The 16,918-nt window shown below is 74.7% G+C and carries 15 protein-coding genes; 6 read left to right on the forward strand and 9 right to left on the reverse strand.

What is annotated here, in order from left to right; all coding sequences use genetic code 11:
- Positions 1 to 110 precede the first annotated feature (110 nt).
- From ACFQ6N_RS38545 to ACFQ6N_RS38575, 7 genes are all read right to left on the reverse strand, one after another.
- On the reverse strand, positions 111 to 926 hold the full coding sequence (locus ACFQ6N_RS38545; RefSeq protein WP_380658803.1) for a BTAD domain-containing putative transcriptional regulator: 816 nt from the start codon (positions 924 to 926) through the stop codon (positions 111 to 113).
- Positions 927 to 1,915: 989 nt separating this feature from the next.
- Positions 1,916 to 3,898, reverse strand: a complete 1,983-nt coding sequence (locus ACFQ6N_RS38550; protein WP_380658804.1) for an FtsX-like permease family protein — start codon at positions 3,896 to 3,898, stop codon at positions 1,916 to 1,918.
- On the reverse strand, positions 3,895 to 4,758 hold the full coding sequence (locus ACFQ6N_RS38555; protein WP_380658805.1) for an ABC transporter ATP-binding protein: 864 nt from the start codon (positions 4,756 to 4,758) through the stop codon (positions 3,895 to 3,897). Before ACFQ6N_RS38555 ends, ACFQ6N_RS38550 begins: the two co-directional genes overlap by 4 nt.
- A gap of 126 nt (positions 4,759 to 4,884) precedes the next feature.
- Positions 4,885 to 5,466, reverse strand: a complete 582-nt coding sequence (locus tag ACFQ6N_RS38560; protein WP_380658806.1) for a YbaK/EbsC family protein — start codon at positions 5,464 to 5,466, stop codon at positions 4,885 to 4,887.
- A 570-nt stretch (positions 5,467 to 6,036) separates the two neighbouring features.
- Positions 6,037 to 6,648 (reverse strand): TrmH family RNA methyltransferase, encoded by a 612-nt coding sequence (locus tag ACFQ6N_RS38565; protein WP_380658807.1) that lies wholly within the window; start codon positions 6,646 to 6,648, stop codon positions 6,037 to 6,039.
- Positions 6,645 to 7,289: a class I SAM-dependent methyltransferase gene (locus ACFQ6N_RS38570; protein ID WP_380658808.1), complete on the reverse strand. Its 645-nt coding sequence runs from the start codon at positions 7,287 to 7,289 to the stop codon at positions 6,645 to 6,647. Before ACFQ6N_RS38570 ends, ACFQ6N_RS38565 begins: the two co-directional genes overlap by 4 nt.
- A gap of 103 nt (positions 7,290 to 7,392) precedes the next feature.
- The gene (locus ACFQ6N_RS38575) at positions 7,393 to 7,860 is read right to left on the reverse strand and encodes a carboxymuconolactone decarboxylase family protein (protein ID WP_380658809.1); all 468 of its coding nucleotides are present in this window, start codon (positions 7,858 to 7,860) and stop codon (positions 7,393 to 7,395) included.
- Between the two features lie 234 nt (positions 7,861 to 8,094).
- Here ACFQ6N_RS38575 and ACFQ6N_RS38580 point away from each other — a divergent pair, with 234 nt between their 5' ends.
- Positions 8,095 to 8,301, forward strand: a complete 207-nt coding sequence (locus ACFQ6N_RS38580) for a hypothetical protein (RefSeq protein WP_380658810.1) — start codon at positions 8,095 to 8,097, stop codon at positions 8,299 to 8,301.
- 105 nt (positions 8,302 to 8,406) lie between these two features.
- Here the strand turns inward: ACFQ6N_RS38580 and ACFQ6N_RS38585 are convergent, their stop codons facing one another.
- Both ACFQ6N_RS38585 and ACFQ6N_RS38590 read right to left on the reverse strand, forming a co-directional pair.
- Positions 8,407 to 11,151, reverse strand: a complete 2,745-nt coding sequence (locus ACFQ6N_RS38585) for a lysylphosphatidylglycerol synthase domain-containing protein (protein ID WP_380658811.1) — start codon at positions 11,149 to 11,151, stop codon at positions 8,407 to 8,409.
- A gap of 64 nt (positions 11,152 to 11,215) precedes the next feature.
- Entirely contained in the window at positions 11,216 to 11,977 is a 762-nt protein-coding gene (locus tag ACFQ6N_RS38590; RefSeq protein WP_380658812.1) for an SDR family oxidoreductase, read from the reverse strand.
- A 187-nt stretch (positions 11,978 to 12,164) separates the two neighbouring features.
- On the opposite strand from ACFQ6N_RS38590, the gene ACFQ6N_RS38595 reads away from it, so the two are divergent.
- From ACFQ6N_RS38595 to ACFQ6N_RS38615, 5 genes are all read left to right on the forward strand, one after another.
- Positions 12,165 to 13,058: a helix-turn-helix transcriptional regulator gene (locus tag ACFQ6N_RS38595; RefSeq protein ID WP_380658813.1), complete on the forward strand. Its 894-nt coding sequence runs from the start codon at positions 12,165 to 12,167 to the stop codon at positions 13,056 to 13,058.
- Between the two features lie 91 nt (positions 13,059 to 13,149).
- Positions 13,150 to 13,416 (forward strand): UBP-type zinc finger domain-containing protein, encoded by a 267-nt coding sequence (locus tag ACFQ6N_RS38600; protein ID WP_188300005.1) that lies wholly within the window; start codon positions 13,150 to 13,152, stop codon positions 13,414 to 13,416.
- 137 nt (positions 13,417 to 13,553) lie between these two features.
- Positions 13,554 to 13,823, forward strand: a complete 270-nt coding sequence (locus ACFQ6N_RS38605) for a hypothetical protein (RefSeq protein WP_380658814.1) — start codon at positions 13,554 to 13,556, stop codon at positions 13,821 to 13,823.
- 265 nt (positions 13,824 to 14,088) lie between these two features.
- The gene (locus ACFQ6N_RS38610) at positions 14,089 to 15,342 is read left to right on the forward strand and encodes a serine hydrolase domain-containing protein (RefSeq protein WP_380658815.1); all 1,254 of its coding nucleotides are present in this window, start codon (positions 14,089 to 14,091) and stop codon (positions 15,340 to 15,342) included.
- Positions 15,343 to 15,434: 92 nt separating this feature from the next.
- Positions 15,435 to 16,502, forward strand: coding sequence for a sigma-70 family RNA polymerase sigma factor (locus ACFQ6N_RS38615; protein ID WP_380658816.1), 1,068 nt, complete (start codon positions 15,435 to 15,437; stop codon positions 16,500 to 16,502).
- The last annotated feature ends 416 nt before the right edge of the window (positions 16,503 to 16,918 follow it).

Consider the following 16,918-nt stretch of genomic DNA (forward strand, 5'->3'; position numbering starts at 1 on the left):
GGGCCCCCACCCCGCGGCCCCGGCCCCGGCCGGCCCCCCCGGCCCCGGCCCCCGCACCCCCCCCGCGGGGGCCCCCGCCCCCCGCGCGGCCCCGCCGGCGGCGGTCCCGGTCAGGCCGCGCCCAGCGCCAGCAGCGAGTCGGGCGAGCTCTGCCACTCGTCGAGCGAGGGGTCGGAGCCGAGGATCGCCTGGTGCAGGCGGTACATCCGGGCGGACGGCTCCAGCCCGATCTCCTCCACCATCAGCGCGCGGAACTGACGGAACGTCTCCAGCGCGTGCGCGCACCGGCCGGACCGGTAGAGCGCGAGCATGAACTGGGCGCGGATGTTCTCGCTGAACCGGTGCTCGACGGTCAGCGCGGCCAGCTCGCTGAGCAGCATCTGGTGGTGGCCGAGCCTCAACTCGGCCTCGATGCACAGCTCCTGGACGTGCAGCCGGGACTCCTCCAGGCGGATCACGTGGGCCTGGAGCGGGCGGCCCTGTTCGACGTCGACCAGGCTGGTGCCGCGCCACATCCCGAGGGCCTGCCGGAACAGCAGGGCCGCCTGGACGCTGTCGTCGACCCGCAGCGCGGCGTGCCCGTGGCGGACCAGCTGCTCGTAGCGGTGCTGGTCGAGCGCGTCCGCCGGCCCGCTCAGCATGTAGCCGCCGGACATCGTGACCAGGATCCGCTTCGCGCTCACCGGGTCGTTCGGCCGGGCGTTCGCGATCAGCTTCCGCAGCTGCAGGATGTAGGTCTGCATCGTCGTGGAGGCGCTGACCGGCGCCTCCTCGTCCCAGACCTCCTGCATGAGCTGCGAGATCGGCGTGATGGTGTTCATCCTGGCCGCCAGCAGGGCCAGGACCTTTCGGGGCTTCGTGGCGGATGGCACCACCGAGACCCCGTCGATCTCCGCTTCCAGCGGGCCGAGAATATTGATTTGCATGTGCTCAACCTCTCCCCGGTCAAATGTTTGCAAAAATTTGCAGCATTTAGAGGTATTGCCGGCACCGGTACAGACGGTGCAGTTTTCCTGCCTGGCAAGAGCCGGCCAGGATGTTGAATCCGGTACAGACTGCCGCAGTGCAGTCCGACCTTTCCGTTCAGGATGAAAGGGAAGCGCCAAAACATGCCTACGGGCGGCCCTGATTAGTTCACGAGGGCCGTTCGAGGCATCCAAGAGACTATCAGCCGGCGCATCTGAAAGTTACTTTCCCGTCGGCATCTGAGCTTCTTTTGAGGAAAGTCTAATGTCGCGCGCATGACAATGCTGTGAAAATGGCTGACCCGCTGGAATCCACTGAGTCCCGAGGTGGGTGTGCTGCCGCATCTCTACCGCTCTGACCTGCGGATATGTCGATCCGAGCAGGATTCGCCAATTGCCTTGAAGGCGCATGCAAAGGGCGTCTCAAGTGCATTCACAAACCCGCCGGAAGGATGTCTGCGCACATTCCCCAAGAATGCGCGGACAGTCTTCCCCGATTACCGGACGCCGAAAGACGGGCGATAATCCAAAGGATTCATGAGAAACTATTCCGCGTGGATAAGGCTATTAGCCGGAGACGCTTGCCGATGGTGCACTGCCGGTGCGGCCGGAGACTTTATCTTCGATAGTCATCTAATCCCCGTGGGACGCGTGGTGTCAAGGTGAAAGATGGGTAAGACTCGGGGGTCGCTCCAGCCCGTCGGGCGGGCCTCCGGGCGGGCTGTCGGGCGGCCGTGGCGGCCCGGGCCCGACGGTCGCGCAATGGTCTTGCGGCGGTCCCGCGACGGGACGGAGAAGGGTCGGACGGGGGCCGGACAAGCCGAAGGCCCAGGTCGGACTTTGTCTGACCTGGGCCTTTTCGTGTTCGGAGATGCCCCGGGGGTGCCGGGGGATTACGGGGGAATGCGGGGGAATGCGGGGGAATGCGGGTGGGCGTCGGGCGCCGGGCGCTACTGCCGGCCGCTCGCCAGGTCCAGCGGGCGGATCCGCAGCGCCAGCCGGGCCGGCACCAGGCTGGAGACCATGGCCAGGACCAGACAGACCGCGGTGGCCCCGGCCAGGGTGCCCCACGGCAGCTCGAAGGCCGCGGACTGCGCCGGGTCGAGGACGCGGTTCTCGATCAGCAGGACGGTCGCGTACTGGGTCAGCAGGGTGACGACCAGTCCGAGGGCCGCCGCGGTGGCGACCACCAGCACGGTCTCGGCGGCGACCACCCGCAGCACCTGGCGGCGGGTGCCGCCGGTCAGACGCAGGGTGGCGAAGTCCCGCAGCCGGTCGCCCGTGGACATCATCATCGTGTTGACGATCGCGATCAGCGCGTAGAGCAGTGCCGGGCCGAGGATCGCCAGCATCGTGATCCAACCGTTCCTGCTGGTCCGGTCGTTGTGCGCGCCGATCCAGTCCGGCCCGGCGGTGGCCCGGGCCGCGCTGCCGCCCAGCGCGGCCGTGACCTGCCCGGGCCCCGCGCCGGTGCCCAGGTAGGCCACCGTGACGGCGCCCCCGTCGGGGACGGCCTCGCGCGGGACGACGATCTCCGGCAGGTGCGGCAGCAGCCGGCCGACCTGGGCGACCAGCCGCAGCGGCACCCTGGTGCCGTCCGCCAGCCGGGCGTCCAGGGTGTCGCCGACGTGCCAGCCGAAGACCCGGGCCATGTCGCCGGAGACCGCGACCGTCCGGCCGTGCAGGTCGTCCAGGGAGCCGGCCTCGGCGGTGAGGTTCCAGGCCGTCCGCAGGTCGCCGTCGACGGCGAGGCCGTCCTCCGGGATCGGCAGGTCGGCGGGGTGGCCGGGGACGGGCTGTTGGTCCGGGGCCGCCAGGCCGTCGAACCGTACCGTCGAGGCGGTCGTCAACCGGGCGTCCGGCAGGGCCGCCAGGCCGCGCAGGGCGTCCGCGGGCAGGCCCGGGCCGCCGGTCGGCTCGATCACGTACCCGGCCTTCAGGGCGGCGCGGCCCTGGGCGGCCATCGCGTCGCCGAAGGCCACCGTGCCGCCGACCACCGAGCCGGCCAGGCCGATCACCAGGAACACCGGCGTCGCGGTGGAGACCGTCCGGCGGATCGCGGCCAGCGCGTTCTGCCGGGCGATCAGACCGGCGGCGCCGGGCAGCAGCGGGACGGGCGCGGTGAACAGCCGCACCAGCGGCGGCACCAGCACCGGGGCGACCAGCACGACGGCGAGCACCGCCATCACGTCGAAGAGCAGGGCCCACTGCGGAGTGGTCTCCGGATCGCGGGACTGCGGGTCGGCCAGCATCGACGCGGGCATCGAGATGAACGTCCGCAGGGTGTAGGCGAAGACGCCGAGGAAGAGCACCGAGGCCACCCAGCGGACGACCGGCATCACCTTCCTGTCGACGGCGACCTCGTCGAGCGCCTCCACCGGCCGCACCCGGCCGGCCCGGCGGGAGGCCGCGTACGCGCCGAGCAGGGCGACGAGGAGGCCGCCCGAGGCGGCGAGCAGCAGCGGCAGTACGGCCGGCTCGGCGTGGAAGCCGCTCGGCGCGGCGCCCTGGTCGACCAGCCAGGCGGCGATCGCCGGGGCGACGGCCAGGCCGAGCGTGCAGCCCGCGAGCGAGGCGGCCACCGCCACCACCAGGGCCTCGCCGAGCACCAGCGCCCGGACCTGACGCGGCGTCGCGCCGACCGCGCGCAGCATCGCCGTCTCCTGGCGGCGCTGCGCCACGGCGAAGGCGAAGGTCGAGGAGACCACGAAGACCGAGACGAACCCGGCCATCGCGGCCATGAAGCCCACCAGCTTGTGCAGCGAGGGCGCGCCGGGCAGGGAGTCCTCGCCCATCGTGGTGTTGAGCAGCACCCCGGCGGCGGACATCACCGCGACGCCGAGGGCGAGTGCGACGAAGGAGCCGACGAAGGCCGGCCACCGCCGCCGCAGCGAGACGGCGGCGACCGGGAGCAGCAGCCGGAAGCCGTTCATCGGGAGCCGCCCTCTGCGCGGGCGGCCTCGCGGGTGGTGGTGGTGGTGGCGGTGGCGGCCTCGGGGGCGGTGGCGGGGGTGGCGTCTTCCGCACGGGCGGCCCCGGTGGCGGCGCCGTCCCTGCGGAGGTCCTCCAGCGCGGTCATCCGGGCGGCGACGGTCTGCGGGTCGGGGCCGACCAGGTGGTCGACGACCCGGCCGTCGGCGAGGAAGAGCACGGTGTCGGCGTACGAGGCGGCGACCGGGTCGTGGGTGACCATGATGGTGCTCTGGCCCTGACCGTCCACCAGGGAGCGCAGCAGGGTGAGCACCTCGCGGCTGCTGGAGCTGTCCAGGGCGCCGGTGGGCTCGTCCGCGAACAGCACCTCGGGCGCGGAGATCAGCGCCCGGGCGATCGCCACCCGCTGCTGCTGGCCGCCGGACATCTGGGAGGGCAGGTGGCCGGTCCGCTCGCCCAGGCCCACCCGGGCCAGGGCGGACCGGACCTGCGCCGGGTCCGGTCTACGGCCGGCCAGGCGCAGTGGCAGGCCGACGTTCTGTTCGGCGGTGAGGGCGCCGAGCAGGTTGAAGGACTGGAAGACGAACCCCAGGCGCTCGCGGCGCAGGACGGTGAGCGCGGTCTCGTCGAGGCCGCCGAGGTCGACGCCGTCGACGACGACGGTGCCGGTGTCCGGGCGGTCGAGCCCGGCGGCGCACTGGAGCAGGGTGCTCTTGCCGGAGCCGGACGGGCCCATCACGGCGGTGAAGCTGCCGCGGGTGAAGCCGACGGTGACCCCGTCCAGGGCCGTGATGGTGCTCTGGCCGGTTCCGTAGGAGCGGGTGACCTGCTCAAGTCGTACTACTACATCTTTGTCGTTCATGATGATCCACTTCCTACCAGGTCGTCGCGGTCGGGCGGAACGACGTTTCGGCAGGCAGGGCGGCAGGCGGCCGGGGCCGGCCCGGGGCCCGGTCCCGGGTCGGCCCCGGCGGGAGCCGGGCGCGGGTCAGGCGGCGATGGCGAGTACCTGAGGCCGTGCCAGCGTCCGGTACACGGCGGTGCGCAGCTCTATGGAACGGTCGAGCCGCGCCGCGTTGAAGTAGAGGTGACGGTGTATCAGGAGTTCGTGGTCCACCAGGAGTTCGAGGTCGGGGTGGAACGAGAACGGGATGATCGAGCCGCTCACGCAGCCGCTCAACCGCTCGGCGGTGGAGCGGTCCGCGAAGCCGACCTTGCCGGATCCGAGGGCCCGGCCGACGGCGTCGAGGTCGACCCTGCGGTCGCCCGGCACCACGGCCAGCGCGTACCGGCCGCCACCGTCCTGCCGGGCCCGCTTGGCCCGCAGGACGATGGACTTGGCGGCCTGGTCCAGCGGGTGGCCGCGCAGCTCGCTGGCGAGCGCGGTGTTCCCCTCGGGCCGGTGGCAGATCGTCCGGTAGGCGGCCGGGTCCGTCGCCAGCAGGCCCAACAGTCTGCGGTAGGTGGCGAGTTCGGTGGGTACGCCGGGCGCGGCGGGTACGCCGGGCTCGGCGGGTCCGGTGGCGGGGCTCGTGGTGGCCGGGCTCGTGGTGGACAGGGCAGGAGTCATGGGTGCGTCCTCACAGACGGGCATCAGGGCTGTGAAGCGGCCCGCCGCCCTGTCCGAGCAGCACGGCCGGCCGCCGTTCCGGGCCTTGGCTGGTGCTGTGGTGCGGTTGACGGTCCTGGCGGGTGCGCGGCCCTGCCCCGCCGTGCTCCGAGCGGATCGGATCGGATCGGTGAGGGTCGGGCCCGCGCGGGCTCTGGTGCGTTCGGCGCCCCCAGGACCGGGCCATCGTACTCCGGGGCTCCGGCCCCGGTCCGGGCCCGATCTGCCGGTTGACCGGCAGCTTTGCGGTTCGTTGCCCCCTTTCGGGGCCATGACAGGCAGCCTGCCGACGGGCGTCGGCACGACCGCCGGGGGCGGGGGAGCCGAGGGCCCGGTGCGGGGGAGCCGGGGACCGGTGCGAGGGAGTCGGGGGCATTCGCGTGCGTGGATCCGGAGTTCTGTCATACCCGGAATGCTTCCGGGCGGGCGCCGTCCGCACATCTGCCGATCGGCAGGTCCGTCCGGGGCCTCAGCGCGGAAACGGCGGGAGGGGTGTGCCGAAAGGCACACCCCTCCCGCCGTTCATCCGCTTCAGTCCTCGTCGACCCCGAGGTCGTCCCCGAAGTCGTCCCCGAAGTCGTCCCCGAGGTCGCCGAGGAGGCCGCCCTCCGGGGTGCCGCTGATCGCGTAGCCCTGCCGGCGCGCCTCGTAGCAGGCCACCGTCGCGGCCGCCGACACGTTCAGCGAGCCGACCCGGCCCAGCTGCGGCACGAACACCACCTGGTCGCAGAGCTCCAGCGCCTCGGGCGTGATCCCGCGGTCCTCGTGGCCGAGCACGAAGGCCACCGCCGGGGTCAGCCCGGCGGAGAACAGCGGCACCGCGTCGTCCGCCAGTTCCAGGCCGACGACCTTGTAGCCGTCCGCCTTCGCCGCCGCCACCGCTTCGGCGACCGTCGGGAAGTGCTCCACCTTCAGGTACTTGTCGGTGCCCATCGCGGCCTTCTGCGCGCCGGACGAGCGCACCGACGGGGTGTCCCCGGTCAGGTACAGCTTCTCGGCGCCCATCGCCGCACCGGTGCGGACCACCGAGCCGACGTTGAACGGCGACTGGAGGTTCTCCAGGATGATCGCGAGCCGGAACTCGTTGCTGCGCCGCCAGGAACGGTGCAGTCGCTTCAGTTCGGTCCCGCGCAGCTGCTTCACGACGTCGTACCTCGTCCACTCTCGGAGCCCTCGCCCGCCTCGGGGCGGGGCCGCGCTTCCAGAATCCGGAACCCGTTGACCGACGCGACCCGGGTCGTCGGGTAGCCCTGGTCGTTCAGCCACTTCTGCAGCGAGTCCGAGCCCAGGTGCTTCTGCACCACGAGGAACGCCGAGCCGTCCGGGGTCAGCCGGCCGAGCCAGAGCGTCAGCAGGCGGCGCAGCGCGGCCTTGCCGATCCGGATCGGCGGGTTGGAGTAGATCGTCGCGAACCGGACGTCCTCGGGGACGTCCTCGGGCAGCGCGGCCCGGACGTTGCCCAGCCCGAGCGCGTCGGCGTTCAGCCGCACCAGCTCCAGGGCGCGCTCGTTGACGTCCACCGCCCAGACCGGCAGGCGCTTGCGCCGGGTCGCCCAGGTGAGCGCGATCGGGCCGTAGCCGCAGCCGACGTCCAGGATCGGGCCGCGCACCCGCGGCGGCGGGGCGTGCTCCAGCAGGATCCGGGTGCCCGGGTCGAGCCGGCTGCGGGAGAACACCCCGGCGTCGGTGGTCAGTTCCAGGGTGAGGTCCGGCAGGGAGACCGTGATCGGCCGGCGCTCGCTGGCCACCTCGGGTGCACCGCTGAAGTAGTGCGAGCCGGACATGTGTTCCCCGTCGTTCGTATGGGTCTCGGGGCCACCGGGTGGGTGTGGGTCAGCCCTTCCTACGGCACCGATCGTACCCCCGGTGGCCCGGACGGCGTTCCGGTCAGGCGGTGCCGGGGGTCTTGCGGGTGGCCACGTTGATGCGGTTCCAGGCGTTGATGGTGAAGCAGACCGAGATCAGCTGGGCCAGCTCGGCCTCCGCGAAGTGCGCGGCGGCCCGGGCGTACACGGCGTCCGTGACCCCGCCGCCGATCCGGGCGATCTCCTCGGCGAGCGCCAGGGCGGCCCGCTCGCGCTCGCTGTACACCCCGGCCGGGGCCTCCGGCCAGACCGGCAGCAGGTAGATCCGCTCGTCGGTCTCGCCGGCCTTGCGGGCGTCCTTGGCGTGCATGTCCAGGCAGTACGCGCAGCCGTTCAGCTGCGAGGTGCGCATCTGGACCAGCTCGACCAGCGCCGGGTCCAGGCCCTCGCGGGCGGCGGCGTCCAGGGCGATCATCGCGCGGAACACCTTGGGGACGGTGCGGGCGTAGTCGAGGCGGGCGGGGGCCGAGGCGGTCTCGTTCGTCGTCATGGCAACGACCCTAGGCGCGCGGTGCACCCGCGCTCCGGGTCATTCGGCATCCGGTTCCACGGGTCAATCCGGGGTCGGTCCGTGGCTCGGCCGATGGGGCCGGGCCGGTCGTCCCGGAGCCCCGGCAACACACCGGGCCCGGTTCGGCGCGTCGCGGCCGGGCGCCGTGCGGCGGATACTGCGAGTACCGCCACCCGGGCCCGTGGGAGCCTCCGAACAGCGAGGACGGACGCCATGCCGCAGGATCACGAGGACTACCTGACCGACGAGGCCGACGAGGCCGTCGAGCCCGACGAGGGGGCGCCCCCGGCCGACGAGTACGACGAGTACGACGAGGTGGCCGAGCGCCGGGCCCTCGGCGCCGACCCCGCCACCGACGTCGCGGACGCCGCCGAGCAGGCCCGGGTGGTCCAGCTGGACGAGGACGAGTACCGGGAGTAGCCGCCCGCACCTCCCGTACCGCCGGTACCGCGCGCACAGCCCGCCCGTACGGCGTACGGGCCCTCGGACACGCCCTGCAGCGCCCTGCAGTGCCCGGCTGGCGCCCTACAGCGCCCGGCGGCGCTGCAGCCAGGCCATCGCCGCCCAGCCCGGCAGCACCGGCAGGATCAGCGTCAGCAGCCGGTACAGCGCCACCGCCGCCAGCGCGCCGCCCTTCTCCATCGACGCGGTCTGCTGGAGCAGCGCGATCAGCGCGCCGTCCACCGCGCCGGCCCCGCCCGGGGTCGGCGCCGCGCTGCCCGCCGCGTTGCCGACCAGGAACACCACCGCCACCGAGGCGAAGGAGGGCTCCCGGCCGATCGCCCGGGCACAGCAGTACAGGCAGGAGATCAGGCAGATCGACACCAGCAGCTGCCCGGTCACGCCCACCGCCAGCCGGGTCGGACTGCGCAGCAGGTCCAGCAGCCGGGGCAGCACCTCGGTCGTCAGCGGCCGCAGCCGAGCCCCCAGCCACCGCCGGGCCACCGGGATCGCCCACACCACCGCCAGCAGCGCCGCCGCCCCCGCCAGCCCGCCCACCACGGCGGGCAGCGCGTCCAGCTCGGAGCCGCCCGGCTGCATGTCCAGCAGGTAGACGAAGGCCCCCAGCTGGAGCAGGTGCAGCACCAGCCCGATCAGCGTCCCCACGCCGACGGAGGACAGCGCCTGCGCCGTCGGGATCCCGGCCTGCTGCAACAGGCGGGTGTTCAGCGCGACCCCGCCCACCCCGCCGGGCGACACCAGCTTCACGAACGACCCGGCGAGCTGCGCCAGCACCGCGTTGCGGAAGTCCAGCCGCTCCGGCACGAAGCCGACGAACCCCATGGCCGCCGTGACGTGGCTGGTGGCCGCGGCGGCCAGCGCCAGCAGCAGCCACCACGGATCGGCGTCCGCCAGCGCGGAGACCGGGTTGTCCTCCGCCGCGAACAGCTGCGGGATCAGCAGCCACCCGGCCACCACCCCGCCCACCACGGCCAGCAGGGTGCGCGGCCGCAACCGCTCCAGCCGCACTGGCCGCCCCACCACCTGCGGCCGGGCCCGCAGCACCTCCGCCCGGATCTCCTCCAGCAGACCGCCGGGGACGGGGGCGCCCGCGGGCCGCTCCCCGTCGCCGGCACCGGGCCGCTCCCCGCCCGTGGCGACGGGCTTCGGGTGGCGCTTGAGGGCGCGGCGGGTGGTGTGGGTGAGGGCGATGGGCTGGAGGAGGGGGAGCGCGGCGCCGACGGCGTCGGGGCCGAGGACGGCGGTGGCGGTGCGCACCGAGCGGGCGGCGCCGGTGCGCAGGGCGAGGGTGGTGAGGAGCTGGGCGATGTCGCAGTACAGGACGAGTTCGGTGGCCGCGATGTCGCCGTCGGCGAAGTCGACCAGGTGCACCGCGCCCGTGTCGTCGACCAGCAGGGAGGAGGGGACCAGGGCGCGGTGGGCGATCTCGCGGCGCTGGAGGAGGGCGAGCCCGCCCCAGGCGTCGGTGAGCAGCTCGTCGGTGATCTCCTGGTCGGCGAGCTGGTCCAGGGTGCGGCCGGGCAGCCGCTCGTACGCGATCAGCGCCGTGTCGTGGCCGAGCCCGGCGGTGGCGGCGATCCGGCGGGTGCGGACCCCGGCGGCCAGCGCCGCGTACGTGACCAGGGCCTCGTGCTCCAGCCCGGTGCGCGGGGACCGCAGGACGCGCGGGTCGGGGGCGGTGCGCAGGCGCAGCCGGCGCCAGGCGCGCCGGACGGCGGCGGCGGTGACGGCCTGCCGGTCGAGGAGCTGGACGTCGAGGTCGGGGAGGCCGTCGGCCTGCCGGACCCGGAAGCGGCCGGGCCCGGCCGGGTGGGCCGCCACGGGGTGCGCCTCGACCGGGCGCAGGCCGCTCTCGCGCAGCGCGCGCAGGATCTCGCCGGGCCGGGGGCACGGGTCGGGGGTGCCGACCGCGTACAGGGTGCCGTGGGCGCCGGTCCAGCCGAGCAGCAGGCCGAGCAGGAGCGAGGTGGGGGTGGCGAAGCCGCCGGCCAGTCCGGCGAGGCCGGAGAGCGCGAGGAGGGCCCAGGGCAGTCGGCGTTCGCGGCTGCCGGAGGCGGTCATGAAGGCCAGGACCGGCGCGAGGTAGCCGTAGACCGGCTCGGTGTGCCCGAGGACGTCGCCCGGCAGCGGCTGGGTGAGCGCGGCGAGCAGCGACGAGGGGGCGAGGCCGTCGGCCCACAGGTCCAGGCCGAGGGTGGCGCCGTACGCGAGGACGGCGGCGAGCAGCCCGTCGGAGACCTGCTGGAGGGCCCGGCGCCGGTCGGGGCCGAACAGGCGGCGGACGGCGAGGCCGACCGGCAGCAGCAGGACGGCGGCGGTGGTGAGGCCGCCGGCCAGGCTCGCCAGCGGTCGCGGCACCAGGGCGGCGGCCTCGGCGACGTCGGCGGCGATGCCGCCGGTGGTGGCGCGGGCGTAGTCGGCGAGCAGCAGGGTGAGGGCGATGGCGAACAGGCCGACGGTCAGCCGGATCAGGGCGACGGGCTGGCGGATCCGGCCGGTGGCGGGCAGCGGGTGGGCCCGGAACCGTCCGGCGCCCGCCTGCCCGGGGCCGGCGTCCGTGTAGCCGACCTGCCCGGGCCCGCCGTCCGTGGCGCCGGCCTGCCCGGGTCCGGCGTCCGTGGAGCCGGTCCGCCCGGGCCCGGCCTGCGCGGGTATGCCGCCGCCCGGCACGCCGGCAGCGGCCGGGTCGTCTCCCGCCGCCCCCGCCCCGCCGTCCGGTGCCCCCGGGCCGTTCCCCCGCCGCGTGGGCGCACCGCCGGTGTCGCCCCCGTCGGTGCTGCCGTTCGTTCTCCCCGTCACGATCGCCACGGATGGCATGCTCCCATGCCGTCCGCGGCCGCGGAGCCGGGACGCCGCGGGGACCGCCGGGGCCCTACGCCTGCCTGGTCGGCAGGACGACCAGGTGGCGCAGGTTGACGTGCCGGGGGCGGCTCACGGTGTACGCGACCAGGTCGGCGACGTCCTCGGCCGTGAGCGCCGGGATGGCGGCGAACAGGCCGTCGAGCTGCTCGCGCAGCACCGGGTTGTCGATGTGCCCGGCGAGCTCGGTGTCGGTCAGCCCGGGCTCGATCGCGCTGACCCGGACGTCGCGCGGGCCCAGCTCGCTGCGCAGGGCGGCGGACAGCTGGGTGAGCGCGGCCTTGGTGGCGCCGTACACGGCGTAGTCGGGGAAGACCACGTGCGAGGCGATCGAGGAGACGTTGACCAGGTCGGCGGTGCGGCCCTCGGCGGCGGCCGAGGTCAGGTCGGCGGTGAAGGCCCGGACGATCCGCAGCGCGCCGGTGAGGTTGGTGTCGACCATGCGGGTCCACTCGTCGATCCGGCCGTCGCCGAGCGGGTTGGGCAGCATCACTCCGGCGTTGTTGACCACCAGGTCGACCCGCCCGTACGCGGCGTGGACGGCCGCGGCGGCGGCGTCCACGGAGGCCTGGTCGGTGATGTCGGCGGTGACGGCGAGCGCCTGCCCGCCCGCGGCGGTGATCTCGGCGGCGAGCGCGTCCAGCCGTTCGGTGCGGCGGGCGAGCAGGGCGACCCGGGCGCCCTGGGCGGCGAGCGCCCGGGCGGTGGCGGCGCCCATGCCGCTGGCGGCTCCGGTGACGACGGCGGTGCGGGCGGCGAGGGCGGGGTGGCTCATCGGGGGCTCCAGGGGGTCCAGTGGGTCCGGGGATCCGGGGTCGGTCGGGCCGACACCGACCACTCTGGGCGGGCCGCGACGGCCTACCCAGGGCTGCGCTTTTCCCGGGAACAGCCGTCCTGGGAACGCCTTTCCTGGGAACGGCAGTACCACCCTCGGACACCTGTGCAGGGCTAACCTGCGGGGCATGGAGAACACCCTGGGGGACTTCCTCCGCTCGCGCCGGGCCCGGATCCTGCCGGAGGAGGTGGGCCTGCCCCCGCACGGCCGCCGCCGGGTGCAGGGCCTGCGCCGGGAGGAGGTGGCGCAGCTCGCGGGCGTCAGCGTGGACTACTACGTCCGGCTGGAGCAGGGCCGGGGCGGCAGCGCCTCCGACGCGGTGCTGGACGCGGTGGCCCGGGTGCTGCGGCTGGACGAGGTGGAGGCGGCGCACCTGCGCTCGCTGGTCCGCCCGCCCAAGGCCGCGGCCGGGTCGGCCCGGGGACGGGCGGGGCAGCGGGTCACCCCGGGGACGAGGCTGCTGCTGGACCTGATGACCGGGGTGCCGGCCTTCGTGCTGGGCCGCCGGATGGACGTCCTGGCCTGGAACGCGCTGGGCGACGCGGTGAACGGCTTCTCCGCCCGGGCCGGCTCCGGCTCGGGCCGGCCGCCCAACCAGGCCCGGCACGGTTTCCTCGACCCGGCGGCCCGGGACTACTACCGGCAGTGGGAGGCGGTCGCCGCGGAGACCGTCTCCTACCTGCGGCGGGACGCCGGACTGCACCCGGAGGACCCGGAGCTGAGCGCGCTGGTGGGCGAACTGTCGGTGCGCAGCGAGGAGTTCCGCAGGCTCTGGGCGGACCATGTGGTCCGGGAGAAGACGAACGGCGTCAAGCTGGTCCGGCACCCGCTGGTCGGCGACCTGGAGTTCGGCTACGAGACCCTGGGCATCAACGGCTCCCCGGACCAGCAGCTGGTCGTCTACACCGCCCCGGTGGACTCGCCGACCGCCCAGAAGCTGGCCCTGCTGGCGAGTTGGACGGCCCCGGGGGCGGCTCCCCGGGCGTCGGGCGCCGTCCCCGGGGCGGCGGACGGGTCCTGAGCGCGGCGTCCGGCCGGGGTCCCGGGCAGGGCGTCCCCGGCCCGGGCGTCCTGGGCGGGCGGGACGGCCCCGGGCGGCATAGCCTGCACTCATGAGTGCCTGCGAAGACCTCGCTCTGGCCCCTCAGGACATCGAGCCCCGACCGCCCGCCGACGGCTGCGCCGACTGCCTGGCGCAGGGCCGCCGGGACTGGGTGCACCTGCGGATCTGCCTGGACTGCGGCCACATCGGCTGCTGTGACTTCTCGCCGCAGCGGCACGCCACCGCCCACTTCCACAACACCTCCCACCCGGTGATCCGCTCCTACGAGCAGGGCGAGGACTGGCGCTGGTGCTTCGTCCACGAGGTCATGGGCTGAGCGCCCGCGGGCCGGGCCGGGAGCCGTCCGCTCCCGGTGGCGCGGACGCACAACCCGGATAAAATCCGGACATGACGCCCGTGCGGCCCCTCCGGCCGGCATCCGTCCGGCCGGCCGCCGCCGAAGGGAGGCCGACGATGACCAAGCGAACACCGGGAAGCACCGCCCAGCTCCGCCAGGGCACCCAGGAACTGCTGGCACGCCGCGGCATGGCGAGCCCGCCCAGCCGGTTCGCGCCGACGCCCGGCGGTGCCACGGCGTCCCCGTCCGCCGGACACGGCACCGGTGAGGCGTTCCGCCACGGCGGGCGCGACACCCCGACGGCGGGGATGCGCGCCGCCCCGGCGATGCACGCCGAGCTCAAGGGGCACCGGCACCGCGGCGCGGAGAAGCACTCGGCCCACTGAGCGGTCGGCCGCCGGGCCGTTCCCGCCGGGGGCGGGCGCCGCACCGGGCGCCCGCCCCGACCCGTGCGGCCGCCGCCCGGCCCCGGGCCCCGCCCGGCCCCGGCCCCGCCGCGCCCGCCCCTGACGCCTGCTCAGGGGTGTTATCGGGGTCCTCTCCGGGGCGGTTCCGGGGCGTTCCCGGATGCCGTGGCCGGGCGCGCTCCCGAAGACTCTCTCCCGTCCGGGCCACTGCCCGCCGGACGGACCGCCGTTGGAGAGAGTCCGCATGAACAGCCGTACGCACAGCACCCGTTGGTCCTCGCTTGCCGCCGCCGGCGCGCTGCTCGTCGCCGTCACGGTCGGCGCCGCGGCCCCCGCCCTGGCCGCTGGCGCGCCGCCGGTCGGGACGACGGTCGGCGCGACTGCCGCCTCTGCCCCGGCCACGGCCCGGCCGGGTCCGCTGGACCGGGAGTCGCTGGCGAGGACCCTCGGCACGCTGCCCGCCGACATCACCGGCGGCCTGGTCCGGGTCGGCGGCCCGGACGCGCGGTGGCGCGGCACCTCGGGCGAGGACGTCCCGGCGAACGCCCGGTTCCGGATCGGCAGCATCTCCAAGGTGTTCACCGCGACCGTGGTGCTCCAGCTCGCCGCCGAGGGCAGGGTCGACCTGGACGGCACCGTCCAGCACTACCTGCCCGGGCTGCTGCCGGACGGGTACCCGGCGGTCACCGTACGCCAGTTGCTCGACCACACCAGCGGCCTGCCCGGGGGCGGCGGCCTGACCGCCGGGGACGGCAGCACGGCGTGGTTCGCCGCGCACAAGGCGGACTACCACAGCCCCGGGCAGGTCGTCGCCGACATGCTCACCCAGCCGATGAACTTCGCCCCCGGCACCGCGCAGCAGTACAACGGCAACAACTACTTCGTCGCCGGGATGGTGGTCGAGAAGGTCACCGGCGACACCTTCGCGGAGCAGGTGCGCAAGCGGGTCACCGGCCCGCTCGGCCTGCACGCCACCTACGTCCCGGCCGCCGACGACCTGACCGTGCGCGGCCCGCACGCGTCCGGCTACGTGGACGTCCCGGCCGCCGGGGGCGGGACGACCAGAGTGGACGTCACCGAGCAGAGCCCGTACCCGTGGGCCGAGGGCGGCATGGTCTCCTCCGCCGCCGACCTGGAGCGCTTCTTCGACGCCCTCTTCCGCGGCCGGCTGCTGCCGCCCGCCCAGCAGGCCGAGGTGTTCGCCGTCCCGGACCTGCCCAACGACCACAACAAGAACTGCGAGATCGGCCCGACCGCCGGCCACGCCTGCTTCAGCGCGGGCGGAATGCTGCGCACCGTCCTGCCGGACGGCACCGAGGTCTGGGGCAAGACCGGCTCCCGGCCCGGGTACAGCAGCGGCGTCTTCGCCACCCGCGACCTGTCCCGTACGGTCGTCATCGGGCTCAACCCGACCGGGGTCTCCGGCGAGGAGTTCCCCACCCTGTGGAAGCTGGTGACCACCGGCTTCGGCTCCGGCCAGGTGTACGGGAAGCACTGAGCCGCCCGGCGGGCGACGGACCGGCCGACTGTCGGACCCCTGCGCTAGGTTCGTCCCGTTCGACGGAGCGGGCAGGACGACGGGGGAGCACCATGGCCGACGTGATCACCGAGGAGCCGGTCGAGCTCCTGCTGGAGCGGCACCGCACCGAACTCACCGGCTACTGCTACCGGATGCTCGGCTCGGTCTTCGAGGCCGAGGACGCGGTGCAGGAGACGATGGTCCGGGCCTGGCGCGGGCACCGGGGCTTCGAGGGCCGGGCCGCGCTGCGCTCCTGGCTGTACCGCATCGCCACCAACGTCTGCCTGGACGCGCTGAACGGCCGCAACGCCCGGGCCCGTCCGATGGACCTGGCCGGCCCGGTCACGGTGGCCACCGCGAGCGACACCCGGCTGCCCGAGGTGGCCTGGATCGGCCCCGCCCCGGACGGCCGGGTGCTGGCCGAGACGGGGGACCCGGCCGAGGTCGCCGCCCAGCGGGAGTCGGTGAAGCTGGCCTTCGTGGCCGTGCTGCAGCGGCTCGCGCCCCGGCAGCGGGCGGTGCTGATCCTGCGTGAGGTGCTCGGCTGGAAGGCCGCCGAGGCGGCCGAACTGCTCGGCGTCACGGTGGCCTCGGTCAACAGCGCGCTGCAGCGCGCCCGCGCGGTCCTCGCCGCCGACGCCCCGGCGGCCCGGCCCGCCCCCGCCCTGGACGAGGACCACCGGGCACTGCTGGACCGCTACGTCCGCGCCTTCGAGGCGTACGACATGGACGGCCTCGCCGCGCTGCTGCACGAGGACGTCACGCTCAACATGCCGCCGTTCGCGATGTGGCTCCAGGGGCAGGACGAGATCCGGGCCTGGATGCTGGGCCCCGGGCACGGCTGCCGCGGCTCCCGGCTGCTCCCGGTGACGGCCAACGGCGGGCCGGCCTTCGCCCAGTACCGGCCGAGCCCGGCGGGCGGGCACGAGCCGTGGGCGCTGATCGTGCCGGAGGTGTCAGGGGGCCGGTTCACCGGCTTCACCAACTTCCTCGACACCGACGTGCTCTTCCCGCTGTTCGGGCTGCCGCCCGGGCTCGACGCCGAGACCGGCTTCGAGGCCGAGACCGAGACCGATTTCGGGGCCGAGACCGGTGCCGGGGCCGAGCCCGGTCCCGGTGTCGGGGCCGCCGTCGAGTAGCCGGAGCAGGTCCGGCGGGGCGGCCGCGTCCGGGAGCAGCGCGGCGAGCCCGCTGAAGGCGAGCAGTTCGCGCAGCGGGCCGCCCGCGTTCAGCAGCAGCACGCCCACCCCGTGCCGGGCGGCGGCGAGCCGCAGCCGGGCGAGCGCGTCGACGACGGCCAGGTCGGGGGCGGTCAGCGCGCCCAGGTCACAGGTCAGCGCGGTCGGTGCGGGGGTGTCCGGAGCGGCCCCGGGGGTGGTCGTCATACGGGTTGGACCGCCGCGACGGCGCCGACTCATCGGTCCCGCCCGGATCGGCCTGCCTGAGTCGGTTCGGCCGAACCGCGCCGCCCGACCCGCTCCGGCCCGTACCGGACGTGTCCGGAATCCGGTGGCAGAGTGGGGTCGTCGTATCCACCACGCCCCATGGAGGACCG

The sequence above is a fragment of the Kitasatospora sp. NPDC056446 genome (genome assembly GCF_042796115.1).
Lineage (GTDB): Bacteria > Actinomycetota > Actinomycetes > Streptomycetales > Streptomycetaceae > Kitasatospora.

Excerpts from the sequence above, each read along its gene's own strand:
- ACFQ6N_RS38545 (WP_380658803.1), bottom strand. The coding sequence starts at position 926 with ATGCAAATCAATATTCTCGGCCCGCTGGAAGCGGAGATCGACGGGGTC.
- ACFQ6N_RS38550 (WP_380658804.1), bottom strand. The coding sequence starts at position 3,898 with ATGAACGGCTTCCGGCTGCTGCTCCCGGTCGCCGCCGTCTCGCTGCGG.
- ACFQ6N_RS38555 (WP_380658805.1), bottom strand. The coding sequence starts at position 4,758 with ATGAACGACAAAGATGTAGTAGTACGACTTGAGCAGGTCACCCGCTCC.
- ACFQ6N_RS38560 (WP_380658806.1), bottom strand. The coding sequence starts at position 5,466 with ATGACTCCTGCCCTGTCCACCACGAGCCCGGCCACCACGAGCCCCGCC.
- ACFQ6N_RS38570 (WP_380658808.1), bottom strand. The coding sequence starts at position 7,289 with ATGTCCGGCTCGCACTACTTCAGCGGTGCACCCGAGGTGGCCAGCGAG.
- ACFQ6N_RS38575 (WP_380658809.1), bottom strand. The coding sequence starts at position 7,860 with ATGACGACGAACGAGACCGCCTCGGCCCCCGCCCGCCTCGACTACGCC.
- ACFQ6N_RS38580 (WP_380658810.1), top strand. The coding sequence starts at position 8,095 with ATGCCGCAGGATCACGAGGACTACCTGACCGACGAGGCCGACGAGGCC.
- ACFQ6N_RS38590 (WP_380658812.1), bottom strand. The coding sequence starts at position 11,977 with ATGAGCCACCCCGCCCTCGCCGCCCGCACCGCCGTCGTCACCGGAGCC.
- ACFQ6N_RS38595 (WP_380658813.1), top strand. The coding sequence starts at position 12,165 with ATGGAGAACACCCTGGGGGACTTCCTCCGCTCGCGCCGGGCCCGGATC.
- ACFQ6N_RS38600 (WP_188300005.1), top strand. The coding sequence starts at position 13,150 with ATGAGTGCCTGCGAAGACCTCGCTCTGGCCCCTCAGGACATCGAGCCC.
- ACFQ6N_RS38605 (WP_380658814.1), top strand. The coding sequence starts at position 13,554 with ATGACCAAGCGAACACCGGGAAGCACCGCCCAGCTCCGCCAGGGCACC.
- ACFQ6N_RS38610 (WP_380658815.1), top strand. The coding sequence starts at position 14,089 with ATGAACAGCCGTACGCACAGCACCCGTTGGTCCTCGCTTGCCGCCGCC.
- ACFQ6N_RS38615 (WP_380658816.1), top strand. The coding sequence starts at position 15,435 with ATGGCCGACGTGATCACCGAGGAGCCGGTCGAGCTCCTGCTGGAGCGG.